We start from the raw sequence: 12,626 nt of genomic DNA, 5'->3' as shown, positions 1-12,626 counted from the left end.
GCGCCTGCGCGCGGCCCTTGTCATCGAGCAGCAGGCGCACGCGCCAGATTCCTTCAGCATTGCGAGTCGCGTCAGCGACGTGGCAATCCATGCCCCCGGACTGCATGGACTGCCGCGCTTCGCTCGCAATGACGGCTTGTCCATGGCGATGGCTGTGAGGTGGGTCGGTGTGCAGTTGCCTCAAAGTCATCCTGATGACCGCCTCATCAAATGGAAACCCAAAGTGCCTTGCAGCCCGCTGCAGCCGGGCCAGGTGGGCGTCCAAATTGTGAAAGCTTCCATTTTCCAGGCGCAGGGTTTCCAGCAGCTTGAACGACTCGCTGGCGCGCGCCAGAAAGCCGCGCTTGATGCGCCATTCCTGCCATTCGGCCTCGGCCGTTGCGTCCGCCGTGATGCCGCTGCCGATGCCGCAGGTGGCTTGTGTGCCGCGCAGCGTGACAGTGCGAATCGCCACGTTGAAGGTGGCGTGGCCGCCGGGGCGCACCACGCCGATGGCGCCGCAGTAAATGCCGCGCGGCGCGGGCTCCAGCGCCTGAATCATGCGCATGGCCTGCACCTTGGGCGCGCCGGTGACCGAGCCGCACGGAAACAGCGCGCTGAACACGTCGCATAAAGTGGTGCCGGGCAGGGTGGTGGCGGTCACATCGGACACCATTTGCAGCACTGTGGGCAGCGTTTGCACGGTAAAAAGATGCGGCACCTTGACGCTATGCGGCTGCGCAATGCGCGACACGTCGTTGCGCAGCAAATCGACAATCATCACGTTCTCGGCGCGCTCTTTGGGCGAGGCCACCAGCGCGGCAGCCAGCGTGGCATCGTCTGCGGCGCTGCTGCCACGTGGCGCGGTGCCTTTCATGGGGCGCGTCAACAATTGCCCGCCCTGCATGGCTGGCCCATCTTTCCAGTCAAAAAACAACTCGGGCGAGACCGACAGCACCTGCTCAAAGCCGCTGTCGATGAAAGCGGCGTAGCCCTGGGGCTGGGCGCGGTGCAGGCGCCTGAAAAGCGTCTGCGGGTCGCCAGAAAACGCGCCATGCAGCGGCGCGGTGTGGTTGATCTGGTACAGGTCGCCAGCCGCAATGGCCTGGTGCATGCGGTCCATGGCCACATCAAAATTCGCTCGGCTCAGTCCGCTTTGCCACTGCACGCGGGTGGCGTCATCATCCTCAGAAGTTTCGGCGGGCCACGGCAGGGCCTTGTCGTAGACGCCGAACCACGCCAGCGGGCCGTCGGGCTCATGCACTTTGAGTGCGGCATCAAACGCGGGCGCGGCTTCATAACGCAGATAACCGACGCACCAGAAGCCTTGCCTTGCCAGGGCATCGACGGCTTGCAGCAGCGGCTTGACTTGTTCCGGGGTGTGCGCCACCAGGGTCTGTTGTGGCGTGTCGAAAGCCCAGCGCAGCGCGGCTTGTTGGCCGTGCGGGTCGCAAAAATCAAGCAGAACCTGCATACGTTTCAGTCTCACGCGTGGGTGCTTGTTGCCATGGGCGCGTCAGTGGTGCTGGCGTAGCTGACCAACCCGGTGGCCGTCAGCGTCAACATCCGGTCGGCGCGTTGGGCCGCAGCGCTTGAGTGCGTCACCAGCACCATGGCGGCGCCGTGCTGTCGGGTTTGCTCGACCAGCGCGTCCATCACGCGCGCAGCGGTGCTGGGGTCGAGGTTGCCGGTGGGCTCGTCGGCCAGCAGCAGCATAGGCCGATGCACCAGCGCGCGGGCAATGGCCACGCGCTGCAACTGGCCGCCACTGAGTTGCTGCGGCAGGCGAGTGCCCAAACCGGTCAGGCCCACGGCATCGAGCATGGCCTGCACCCGCGCGTCGTCATGCTGGCCCAGCAACATCAGCGGCAGGGCCACGTTTTGCGCCACGCTCAGGTGCGGCAGCACGTGAAAGGCCTGGAACACAAAACCGGTTTTTTCGCGGCGCAGGCGCGCCAGTTGCTCGTCGTTGAGCGTGCCCAAATCCTGCCCATCGAGTTGCACCGTGCCGCTGTCCCAGCTGTCGAGCCCCGCCATGCAGTTGAGCAGCGTCGATTTACCCACACCCGACTCGCCCACGATGGCAACAAATTCGCCCGGTGCCACGCGCAGTGAAACCTGGCTGAAGACCGGCGTCTGGCCGTAGCTTTTGCTCAAGTTGTTGATGGTCAGGGTCATGGCGGGCCTTCAATAAAACGCTTGGCCAGGGCCAGCACCTGGTCCAGCGCATCCGGCGCATCACAGGCCACCACCTGGCGCTCAGACATGGAGCGCAGCCAAGTGATCTGGCGCTTGGCGAGCTGGCGTGTGGCGGCACTACCCTTGTCGCGCAGCTCGCTCATGGGCCATAAACCGTCCAAAGCTTCCCAGGCCTGGCGGTAGCCGACGCAGCGCATGGCGGGCAGGTCAGGGTGCAGGTCGCCGCGCGCCCGCAAGGCCCGCACCTCGTCCAGAAAACCAGCGGCCAGCATGGCATCGAAGCGCTGGGCAATGCGCTGGTGCAACCAGGCGCGGTCGGTCGGTTCCAGTGAAATCAGCAGGCTGCCGGCAGCTTGATCTGTGGGCGGGAAAGGTGCAAGCGCTTGCCCCGGGGCCGTGTTGTTGTCGCCTGGAATGGCTTGTGCGGCCTGTGCCGACCGGGTTTGAAACGACGACAACGGCCGAGCGCTGATGCGAAACACCTCCAGCGCCCTGGAGATGCGTTGCGAGTCGGCCGGGGCCAGCCGCGCCGCTGTTACCGGGTCAACCCGCGCCAGCTCGGCGTGCAGCGCGGGCCAGCCATGTTGCGCAGCTTCCAGCGCAATGGCTTCGCGGATGGCCGGGTCGGCGCGCGGCATCTCGTCAAGCCCGTCGCGCAGCGCCTTGAAGTACAGCATGGTGCCGCCCACCAGCAGCGGCAGCTTGCCGCGCGCCGTGATGTCGATCATCAACTGTTTTGCATCGGCCACGAACTCGGCGGCGCTGTAGGCCTGCAACGGGTCGCGGATGTTGATCAGATGGTGGGGCACCAAAGCCAGCTCGGCGGCGCTGGGTTTGGCCGTGCCAATGTCCATGCTGCGGTACACCAGCGCCGAATCGACACTGATGATCTCCACCGGCCAGCGTTGTGCCATGGCCAGCGCCGCCGCCGTTTTGCCCGACGCGGTGGGGCCGGCCAGCGCCAGATAGCGGGGCAGCGGTGAAATTAATTGGAATCTGACCCCCATTATTTTGGCTCCCCATACTTTTGCACCAGGGTCCAGGCGGTCAGCGCGATCAGGGCGCTCCAGAACCACACGCCTAACGTGAGCGCCAGCACGGTGCTATCCATGTGCGTGCCCAGCCAGCTGCCCATGACAAAGGCGGCCAGCATCATCAGGAAGCCGTTCACTGCCGACGCCGCACCGGCCGCGTGCGGGAACGGCCCCACCGCGCCGCTTTGGCCGCAGGGCTGGTGAATGCCGTGCGCCACAATAAAAAGCAACTGCGGCCCCATGATGGCCCACACGCTTTGCACACCCGCCAGGCTGAGCCCAGCCATCAGCGTGCCGCCAGCCAGCGACAGCACGCCGGCCCATTTGAGCGAGCGGCGCACGCCAAAGCGGGGCAGCCAGTGGCGGCACAAAAAAGTGCCGCCAATATAGCCCAGCGAGTTCAGCGCCATGAGTGCGCCGTAGTGCGTTTTGCTCAAACCCAGCACGTTCATGAAGACAAACGACGAGGCCGCCAAAAAGGTGAACAGCCCACCATAAGACGCCGCCGACAGCGCCGAGAAGGCCAAAAAGGTGGGGTGGCGCAAGATGCTGTTCCAGGTGGCCAATAGCGTGGCGGTTTGCAACGCGGCAGGGTTTTTGCGACGCAGGGTTTCTTCAAAACGCCAGGCAATCAGCCCCAGGCAAACCGCGCCAAAGACGGCCAGCGCCAGCAGGGCGAATCGCCAGTTGAAGGCCTCGGTCAGCAGGCCGCCCAGTGGCGCACTCAAAAAGGCAATCACGCCCAGGCCGCTCAAGCCTTTGCTCATGACCCTGGCGCCCTGCAGGGGGGCATACAGGTCGCGCACAATGGCGCGCGCGCACATCACCGCCGCGCCCATGGCGGCGCCTTGCACCGTGCGCCACACAATCAGCGCGGTCATGCCGGGTGCCAGCGTGCCGCCCACGGCCGCCAGCACATAAGCGCCCAGGCCAATGAGCAAAATGGGCCGTCGGCCAAAGCGGTCAGACAGCGGCCCCCACACCAGTTGCGACACACCAAAGGCCAGCAGCAGCGCCGTCAGCGTCAACTGCGCCTGCTGCATGGGCGCGTCAAAACCGGCGGTGAGCACCGGCAGCGCAGGTAAATAAAGGTCGGTGGTGATGGGCTGCAGACCCAGCAAAAGCGACAGCAGCAGCACGATCACGCCAGGCGGCATGGCTTTAGGCGTGGCAGTGGCCGTGGCTTGATTTGGCATGGCTTGGAGCGTAGCAGATGGCACGGCCCGAGCGCCTGCTTCATTTATGATTTCCGGCATGAAGCAATTCGAATTTTTTCTGGACATTTCGGCGCAACAGTACCTCAACTATTATCGGGGTGCCGCGCGCCATGTGGTGGCGCAATGCAGCAACGGCGCCTCGATCAGATTCCCGGCTTCGGCGTTGACCAAATTCGTCACCGACACCGGCATCAAGGGCCAGTTTGTGCTGACCTGCACCGAGGACCACAAGAACTCGCAATTGCGCCGGTTGACCGGGTAAACCATCGTGCAAACGCGCATAATGCCAATTTTGAAAGGAGTTCGTCATGGATATGTCTCTGTCATTACTCGTTGATACATCAATGCAAATGCAGCAAAGTCAACAAAACCAGAATGTTCAGACGACGGTTTTGAAAAAGACGCTTGATATGCAGGCCCAAACCGCCATGAAGCTGCTCGACAGCATTCCCCTGGCAACCAGCGGCAGTGTGGGAACCCAGATCAACACCACAGCCTGATCCCAGGGACCTCGGGCCCAACATACGATGCAATGACGCGATTGGTCCGTGCGTTGATTGCCAACCCTTGGCCGTGCAAACCTCGGCTAAACTGGGCTCGCCGATTCATGCCACTTTTTATGGGGATACCTCTGTATGTTTGAATTTTTGTTTGGCAGGTCCAGAAAAAACCTCAAGCCGCCGGCTGTTGTTGTTGAGCCAGTGAGCGCTCAGCTGAAGAAAAACGACATTCGACTTGTGATGATCCGGCTTGCCTTGAAAAGCGTTTTGCGTCGCTACGGCATTCCCTTCGCTTGGGTCGGCTGCGAGACTGTGCCAATGGCCCCGTCGGGCGGCTCCGATGTGTTGCTGATCCAGTTGGTGCTGCTCAAATGGCACGATGCCTTGATGCGTTACGCACCCGAACTGCAAAAGCAGTTTTTGACTGAAATTCAATTTTTTGACAACAGCGCAGAAGCCGCCGATTTCCTCATCGTGTGGAAATTTGCCCCCAATTGCGGTTGTCCCCATGACAAGCTGCCCGAGACCGGTTTCTGGGCCGCATCGGCAGAAGAGCCAACGGCGCTCAAGCAGCCCGCTCCCGTTACTCCGCTTGCCGCTGCAACAACACCGGCTGTTGCGTTGGCACCGGCTGCACCTGCACCTGCACCTGCACCTGCACCACCGGCAGCGGTTTTACCTGCTGCCAAATTTGATTTGCCAAAGTCGAAACTTGACGAAGACGATGGCGACGACGGCTTCCCGGCGACGCAAATTTCGACTTTGCCATAGCACGCTGACACGGTCAGCAGGCGAGGCTAATTGCGCTCGCCAAAGCTTGCCAGAGTTATGCAGAGTGTCCTTAAGTCGCCGCATTTCAAGGCCGGCAGCCTTTGCACCTTGCATGATGGCCAAGCGGCGGTTTTCAAAATCGACCGAGCCGAGCCTTGAAATGTCTGGCCGGATCAAGACATCGGCGGCTGGCTTTTCGTAGCGGCGAATCATCTCGCCCATGATTGCCAGGGTTTGCAGCGCCACGTCCATCGAGGTGTCGATGCCGCCATTGGCCGGTTTGTCGGAAATATCAACAGCGATGACAAATGTGGCGCCCATCTCGAATGCCAGCCTGACCGGCACAGGGCTGAGCAGGCCGCCATCGACATACTGGCGCCCACGGATGCTGACCGGCTGAAAAGCCAGCGGAATACTGCTTGAGGCCAGCACCGCCGTGCCGGCATCGCCCGAGCGGAACACGATCGGCTCACCCGATTGGAGATCGGTGGCGACGGCGCCAAATTTTTTCGGAAACTTCTCGATGGCGCGCCCACCAACTGCCGTGTTGATGAATTTGGCCAGTGCGTCGCCTTTCATGAGCCCGCGGTTGGGCATGCCCCAATCGACAAACTGCCATTTGTCGAACGGAATTGCCAGTTCCTGCAATTGGAATCCGCTTTTGCCTGACGCATTCAGCGCGCCCACCACCGAGCCCGCGCTGGTGCCAATCACCAGGTCCGGCACAATGCCCTGCGCTTCCAGCGCCTTGATGACGCCAATGTGCGCAAATCCCTTGGCCGAGCCGCCGCCCAGCGCAAGGCCAATGACCGGCTTTGCCTTGGGCGCAGTCGCGACGGGGGCTGCGGGCGGGACAGGTGGTGCGCTGGCAACGCGCAGCAAGCCATAAAATTCGGCCATGTCTGCCACCAACCTGCGTCTTTTTTTCATGGGCGACGGCGTGCGGGCATCCCAGCCCATTGTTTGGGTCATTGGTTTCTTTGCGTTTTTGAACGTCTATTCCATCCAGGCCGTGTTGCCCATGGTGATGGCAGACTTCTCTGCCTCGGCGCTGCAAGCCGGCATGACGGTGGGCGCTACGGTGCTGGCCGTGGGGCTGGTTTCGCCCGTCATGGGCATGCTGTCTGACGCGCTCGGGCGCAGGGGCATCCTGTGCCTGTCCATGTTTGCCATGACGCTGCCCACGGCCCTGATACCGATTGCGCCCAGCCTCGACACCTTGATTGCCCTGCGCTTTTTGCAAGGCCTGGCCGTGCCCGGCATCGTGGTGGTATTGATCGCCTACATCGCCGAGGAGTTTCGTGATAGCGGCGGCGTAGCCCGCATGACTGCCACCTATGTGGGCGGCACGGTCATGGGCGGCTTCAGCGGGCGTTTCCTCACCGGACATTTGGGCGACCTGTTTGGCTGGCGGGGCGCATTTGTGACCCTGGCCATCATGAATTTTCTGGGCGCCGTGCTGGTGCTGTGGCTGCTGCCGGCTTCACGTCACTTTGTTCCCAACCGGAACGTCAACGCAGCGCTCACCACCCTGTGGCGCCACTTGCATCACAAGCGCTTGATGGCATCTTGCGCCGTGGGCTTTTGCGTGCTGTTTTCCCTGGTGGGCACCTTCACCTACGTTAACTTGTACCTGGCAGCTTCACCCTTCAATCTCTCAGCAGCCGGTTTGGCCAATGTGTTTGCCGTCTATCTGGTGGGTGCGCTGGTGACCCCGCTTGCCGGGCGCCATATCGACGGCCTGGGCTACATGCGCACGCTGCTTTGGGGTGTGGCCATATCTGCCGCCGGCTTGCTGTTGACGCTGGTGGCCTATTTGCCGGCCGTGGTGGTCGGTCTGACCGTTTGCTCGAGCGGCGTTTTTCTGTGCCAGTCCGCCACCATCAGCGCCATTTCAAAAAATGTCAGCGAGGGCCGTTCTTTGGCCACCGGCATTTACTACATGAGCTATTACGCAGGCGGCGCAGCGGGCTCTTGGGGTGCCGGCTTGGCATTTGAAGCTTCGGGCTGGACTGGCTCGGTGATGACGATCGCCCTGGTGCAGGCCATGGCGGCGGCCATTGTCATTGCCGTTTGGCGCCAGAAACAGCCCAACTGAAGTTGAGGACACCCGGCACCAACTCAGGCCGATTTGCTGGCCAGGTTAAGCCCCACAACACCCAGCACAATCAGTCCGATGGACGCCAATTTCAGCGGCGGGAGTTGTTCTGCAAATACAAAATACCCCACCACGGCCATCAACGCTGTTCCTGCGCCTGACCAAATGGCATAGGCGACACTGATTTCCATGCGCTTGAGCGTCAGCGACAGCAGATAAAACGAGGCGCCGTAGCCGAGCACGGTCAAGATCGCGGGCAACACACGCGTGAAACCGTCAGACGCTTTGAGAGACGCGGTGGCAACCAGCTCAAAAAAGATGGCTGAACCAAGAAGCAGGGCGTTTTGCATGATGTATCTCTGGAAATTTCTGGCATTTTCCTCTGGTTTTCCAATTGGCTCTGTGAACCCGTCAACCGCTGAGCCCGCCCGCTGTATTTCTTGAAACGGTTCAGCTCGCGTTCATGCGCCTAAGCGCAAGATGCGATTCACACCAACCCAAGGAGTAGTCATGAAACATCTGATTTCCACCAAATCGCTCGCAGCAGTGGCAGTCGCGCTAAGTGCCATCGTGGCGGCTTCGTCAGCACACGCCCGCAGCGATGTGTACTTTTCCATCGGCGTGCAGGTCCCTGGCATCTATGTGCAGCCGGCACCTGTGTATGTGCAGCCCCGGCCGTACTACGCGCCCGCGCCCAACTTCTACGTGCCCGCGCCCATCTACTACCAGCGCCATGACAACGGACGCCACCTTGGCGCGCAGAAGTGGCAACGCGCTGGCCACTACGGCGTCGGCAACCGCTACGACCGCTACGACCGCTACGACCGCTACGACCGCTACGACCGCTACGACCGCGCCCCGAGCAACTCAAACCGCAGGTAAGTACGGCCGCGCCCGGTCTTTAACGTGAAAGAGCCGCGTCATCGCGAACGCTCCCCCGTCATGGCGAACGCAGTGAAGCAATCCATGCACCCGCAAGACATGGATCGCCACGCTGCGCTCGCGATGACGGTACGCTTTCATCATTTGGGGCATCGCTTTGGATTCATGCAAGTTAGCGCACCAACTTGCGCCAAACACTGGCCAGCCACGGCTGCTGCTCGCGCGGCGCTGCGCTTCAGGTCTTCGGGTGAGCGTTGCAGGCTCAAGGTGCCAGTCGCTCTCGGGTCCATAGCTGTTCATTCGTCTCCGATAGATTCTGCAGGCTATATCTGAGCCGATCGTGCAGACGGCTTTTGCGGCCCTGCCAAAACTGCCAGTTGTCGGGCTTGAGGCGGTAGCCACCCCAGTGTGGTGGGCGCGGCGGGTTGAGTAAAAACTGGGCGCCATAGCGCGCCGCGTTGGCCACCAGCACGCCACGCCCCGAGATCACCTGGCTTTGCGGGCTGGCCCAGGCGCCAATGCGCGAGTCGAGCGGGCGGCTGTGAAAATAGGCATCGCTTTCCTCGGCACTGACTTTTTCCACCACACCCTCGATGCGCACCACGCGCTCCAACTCGACCCAGTGGAACTGCAAGGCTGCAAAAGGGTTGCCCGCCAGTTCCTGGCCTTTGCGGCTGTCGTAGTTGGTGAACCAGGTGATGCCACGTTCGTCATAGCCCTTGATCAGCACCACGCGCGTGCTGGGGCGCAGGTTGCTCGCCACAGTGGCCACGGTCATGGCATTGGGCTCCGGCACATCGGCGGCAATGGCTTCTTTGAGCCATTGTTCAAACTGTTTCAGGGGGTCGGCATGCGAAGCGTCTTCATTGAGTTCGGCGCGTTCGTAACTTTTGCGAAGGGCTGCGATATTGGTCATGCCGGAAGTATAGGGAATTCACCCTGGTCGGGCTGGTGGCGGGATTGGTAATCCATTGGTAACTTTTTTGCACTGATGGTTTTGATTTAACGGGTAAGATGGCACCTGTAATTTAGTTACCAATATTTATTAAAACCATGAAACTTCACGCCACTGTCGCCCAAGTCACCCAGCGCATCACCCAGCGCAGTTTGCCCACCCGAAGCGCCTATTTGGCGCGGCTCGAGGCTGCGCTGCAGCGTCCGCCAGGAGCCGAGCGCCTGGGTTGTGCCAACGTGGCGCATGCGTTTGCCGCCTTGCCAGGCAACGACAAGCTGCGCGTGGTGGCCCAAAAGGCACCCAACATCGGCATCGTCACCGCCTACAACGACATGCTGTCGGCCCACGCGCCGTTACAGCACTACCCGGACCTGATCAAAGCCGAGGCGCGCAAACACGGCGCCACGGCCCAGGTGGCCGGCGCTGTGCCCGCCATGTGCGACGGTGTTACGCAGGGCACGGCGGGTATGGAACTCAGTCTGTTTTCGCGCGATGTCATCGCCATGGCCACGGCAGTGTCGCTTAGCCACGACGTTTTTGCCGGCGCGCTGATGCTGGGCGTGTGCGACAAGATCGTGCCGGGCCTGCTCATTGGTGCCCTGCAGTTCGGCCACCTGCCCACTGTGTTTGTGCCGGCTGGGCCCATGAACTCGGGCTTGTCCAACAGCGAAAAATCCAAGGTACGCGAACAAGCTGCCCAAGGTCTGGTTGGTCGCACCGAGTTATTGGCGGCGGAATCGGCGGCTTACCACAGCCCCGGCACCTGCACCTTTTACGGCACAGCCAACAGCAACCAGATGCTGCTCGAAGCCATGGGCCTGCATGTGCCGGGCACGGCCTTCATCAACCCCGGCGCGGCCGCGCGCGACGAGCTCACCCGCGAGGCGCTGCGCACCGTGCTGGGCAGCGCCGATTTCAAATGCCCGCCCATTGGCCGTGTGGTCGATGAGCGCTGCATCGTCAACGCCATGGCCGCCTTGCTGGCCACGGGCGGCTCGACCAACCACCTGATCCACTGGGTGGCGGTGGCGCGTGCGGCCGGCATCGTGATCGACTGGGACGACTTCTCGGCGCTGTCCGAGGTGGTGCCGCTGCTGAGCCGGGTCTATCCCAACGGCAGTGCCGACGTCAACCAGTTCCAGGCGGCCGGTGGCCCGGGTTTCATCATCCGTGAGTTGCTCGACGGCGGCTACATGCACGCCGATGTGCTCACCAACCGGGCGGGCGGCCTGCGCGAGTACACCGGCATTCCACGCGCTGATGCGCAAGGCCAGCTGCACTGGGACACGGCAGCGGTCAGCCAGGACGACTCGGTGGTGCGTCCCGTCAACACGCCATTCAGCCTCAGCGGCGGCCTGAAACTGCTGCAGGGCAACCTGGGGCGCAGCGTGATCAAGATTTCGGCGGTACCCGACGACCGCCATGTGATTGAAGCACCCTGCCGCGTCTTTGACTCGCAGGAGGCCTTGCACCAGGCCTTTGCCGCCGACGAACTCAACCGCGACCTGATTTGCGTGGTGCGCTGGCAGGGTCCGCAAGCCAACGGCATGCCCGAGCTGCACAAGCTCACGCCACCGCTGGCGGTGTTGCAGGGCAAGGGCTACCGGGTGGCGCTGGTCACCGACGGCCGCATGAGCGGAGCGTCGGGCAAGGTGCCCGCCGCCATCCATGTGTCGCCCGAGGCCGCCGCCGGGGGCCCGTTGGCCCGCGTGCGCGACGACGATGTGATTAGGCTCGATGCCAATGCCGGTGTGCTGCAAGTGCTGGTGCCAGATGCCGACTGGGCCGCCCGCGAGGTGCTGCCCATGCCCGCTGATTTGCGCGCCGCCAACAGCGTCGGCATGGGCCGCGAGCTGTTTGCCAATATGCGCCGCAACGCCTTGACCGCCGAAGAGGGCGCTTGCAGCTGGCTGTGAGCAGATACATAAATTGCCGCGCCTCGCTTTCCATGAACAGCCCCGTCATTGCGAACAAAGTGACGCAATCCATGTCCCCGGACTGCATGGACTGCCGCGCTACGCTTTCCATGAACAGCACCGTCATTGCGAACGAAGTGACGCAATCCATGACCCCGGAAGTCATGGATCGCCGCGCTACGCTTTCCATGAACAGCCCCGTCATTGCGAACGCAGTGACGCAATCCATGACTGCCGACTGCATGGATCGCCACGGCCTGCGGCCTCGCGATGACGGGGTTGGTTCATGGTCTGTGTGCGGTATCGAGCCGATTCGGCAGGCTCGCAGTGACGAAGTCTCTGTTCAAGGTCCGTGTGCGGTATCGGGCCGGATACGGCGGGCTCGCAATGACTCTTGTCCGTTTTTTTGAAAGCTCACATGACAACTCCTACCCCTCTGACTGCCTTGCAGGTGATGCAAGACGCCCCGGTAATTCCGGTGATTGTGCTGAGCAACGTGGCACACGCGGTGCCGATGGCGCGTGCCTTGCTGGCGGGCGGCATTCGCATGCTCGAAGTCACGCTGCGCACGCCACAGGCGCTGGCCAGCATCGAGGCCATCGCCCGCGAAGTTCCTGAGGCTGTGGTGGGCGCCGGCACCGTGCGCTCAAGGGCTGATGCCCAGGCGGCAGCCAATGCCGGGGCGCGCTTTGCGGTGAGCCCGGGCTACACCCCAACCGTGGGGCAGGCCTGCCGCGACATGGGTCTGGCGCTGTTGCCTGGTGTGGCAACCGGCAGCGAGATCATGGCCGCCTGCGAGGACGGCTTTACCGAACTCAAGTTTTTCCCGGCCGTGCAAGCTGGTGGCGTGGCCATGCTCAAGGCCTGGGCCGGCCCATTTTTTGATGCCAGGTTTTGCCCCACGGGTGGTGTCACGCTGCAAAACGCGCCCGACTTTCTGGCCTTGAAAAACGTGGTGTGTGTGGGCGGCTCCTGGCTGGTGCCCGCCAGCACCGCCGAGCAGGGCGACTGGGGCCGTGTCACGCGGCTCGCGGGTGAAACCGTAAATCTTCGAAGTCTGGCGCGCTAAGTCGGC

General features: G+C 62.4%; 14 protein-coding genes. 6 read left to right on the top strand and 8 right to left on the bottom strand.

The features are described from left to right. The 4 genes from pabB to IBX54_RS02295 all read right to left on the bottom strand — a co-directional run. Positions 1–1,453 (bottom strand): aminodeoxychorismate synthase component I (gene pabB, locus IBX54_RS02310; protein ID WP_296541042.1); only part of this gene is annotated, 1,453 nt, incomplete at its 3' end. A gap of 11 nt (positions 1,454–1,464) precedes the next feature. Then, entirely contained in the window at positions 1,465–2,157 is a 693-nt protein-coding gene (locus tag IBX54_RS02305; protein ID WP_296541040.1) for an ABC transporter ATP-binding protein, read from the bottom strand. Further along, entirely contained in the window at positions 2,154–3,185 is a 1,032-nt protein-coding gene (gene miaA, locus IBX54_RS02300; RefSeq protein ID WP_296541039.1) for a tRNA (adenosine(37)-N6)-dimethylallyltransferase MiaA, read from the bottom strand. The genes IBX54_RS02305 and miaA overlap by 4 nt, the downstream gene beginning before the upstream one ends. After that, positions 3,185–4,408 carry a multidrug effflux MFS transporter gene (locus tag IBX54_RS02295; RefSeq protein WP_296541038.1) on the bottom strand — a complete coding sequence of 408 codons (1,224 nt, stop codon included), beginning with the start codon at positions 4,406–4,408 and terminating at the stop codon, positions 3,185–3,187. The genes miaA and IBX54_RS02295 overlap by 1 nt, the downstream gene beginning before the upstream one ends. Before the next feature lie 58 nt (positions 4,409–4,466). On the opposite strand from IBX54_RS02295, the gene IBX54_RS02290 reads away from it, so the two are divergent. Then, positions 4,467–4,691: a DUF2835 family protein gene (locus IBX54_RS02290; RefSeq protein ID WP_296541037.1), complete on the top strand. Its 225-nt coding sequence runs from the start codon at positions 4,467–4,469 to the stop codon at positions 4,689–4,691. A gap of 46 nt (positions 4,692–4,737) precedes the next feature. Continuing rightward, a complete protein-coding gene (locus IBX54_RS02285) occupies positions 4,738–4,929 on the top strand; it encodes a putative motility protein (protein ID WP_296541036.1) in 192 nt (63 codons plus the stop codon). Between the two features lie 117 nt (positions 4,930–5,046). Here the strand turns inward: IBX54_RS02285 and IBX54_RS02280 are convergent, their stop codons facing one another. Together IBX54_RS02280 and IBX54_RS02275 are read right to left on the bottom strand one after the other, a co-directional pair. Continuing rightward, positions 5,047–5,439 carry a hypothetical protein gene (locus IBX54_RS02280; protein WP_296541035.1) on the bottom strand — a complete coding sequence of 131 codons (393 nt, stop codon included), beginning with the start codon at positions 5,437–5,439 and terminating at the stop codon, positions 5,047–5,049. A 165-nt stretch (positions 5,440–5,604) separates the two neighbouring features. Next, positions 5,605–6,600: a patatin-like phospholipase family protein gene (locus tag IBX54_RS02275; protein WP_296541034.1), complete on the bottom strand. Its 996-nt coding sequence runs from the start codon at positions 6,598–6,600 to the stop codon at positions 5,605–5,607. Between IBX54_RS02275 and IBX54_RS02270 the strand changes: the two genes are divergently transcribed. Then, on the top strand, positions 6,599–7,798 hold the full coding sequence (locus tag IBX54_RS02270; protein ID WP_296541033.1) for an MFS transporter: 1,200 nt from the start codon (positions 6,599–6,601) through the stop codon (positions 7,796–7,798). The two genes, IBX54_RS02275 and IBX54_RS02270, sit on opposite strands and share 2 nt — an antisense overlap. Before the next feature lie 23 nt (positions 7,799–7,821). On the opposite strand, the gene IBX54_RS02265 is transcribed toward IBX54_RS02270, so the two are convergent. Continuing rightward, positions 7,822–8,148: a multidrug efflux SMR transporter gene (locus tag IBX54_RS02265; protein ID WP_296541032.1), complete on the bottom strand. Its 327-nt coding sequence runs from the start codon at positions 8,146–8,148 to the stop codon at positions 7,822–7,824. 160 nt (positions 8,149–8,308) lie between these two features. Between IBX54_RS02265 and IBX54_RS02260 the strand changes: the two genes are divergently transcribed. Then, positions 8,309–8,680 (top strand): hypothetical protein, encoded by a 372-nt coding sequence (locus IBX54_RS02260; protein ID WP_296541031.1) that lies wholly within the window; start codon positions 8,309–8,311, stop codon positions 8,678–8,680. Positions 8,681–8,942: 262 nt separating this feature from the next. On the opposite strand, the gene pdxH is transcribed toward IBX54_RS02260, so the two are convergent. Continuing rightward, positions 8,943–9,596, bottom strand: a complete 654-nt coding sequence (gene pdxH, locus IBX54_RS02255) for a pyridoxamine 5'-phosphate oxidase (protein WP_296541030.1) — start codon at positions 9,594–9,596, stop codon at positions 8,943–8,945. 137 nt (positions 9,597–9,733) lie between these two features. On the opposite strand from pdxH, the gene edd reads away from it, so the two are divergent. Then, positions 9,734–11,551 (top strand): phosphogluconate dehydratase, encoded by a 1,818-nt coding sequence (edd, locus tag IBX54_RS02250; protein ID WP_296541029.1) that lies wholly within the window; start codon positions 9,734–9,736, stop codon positions 11,549–11,551. 418 nt (positions 11,552–11,969) lie between these two features. Continuing rightward, positions 11,970–12,620: a bifunctional 4-hydroxy-2-oxoglutarate aldolase/2-dehydro-3-deoxy-phosphogluconate aldolase gene (gene eda, locus IBX54_RS02245; RefSeq protein WP_296541028.1), complete on the top strand. Its 651-nt coding sequence runs from the start codon at positions 11,970–11,972 to the stop codon at positions 12,618–12,620. Positions 12,621–12,626: the final 6 nt, after the last annotated feature.

This window comes from Rhodoferax sp. (genome assembly GCF_014859475.1).
Classification (GTDB): Bacteria; Pseudomonadota; Gammaproteobacteria; order Burkholderiales; family Burkholderiaceae_C; genus Rhodoferax.
The sequence above is the reverse complement of the archived record's forward strand: the minus strand, read 5'-3'. Positions and strand labels throughout refer to the sequence as shown.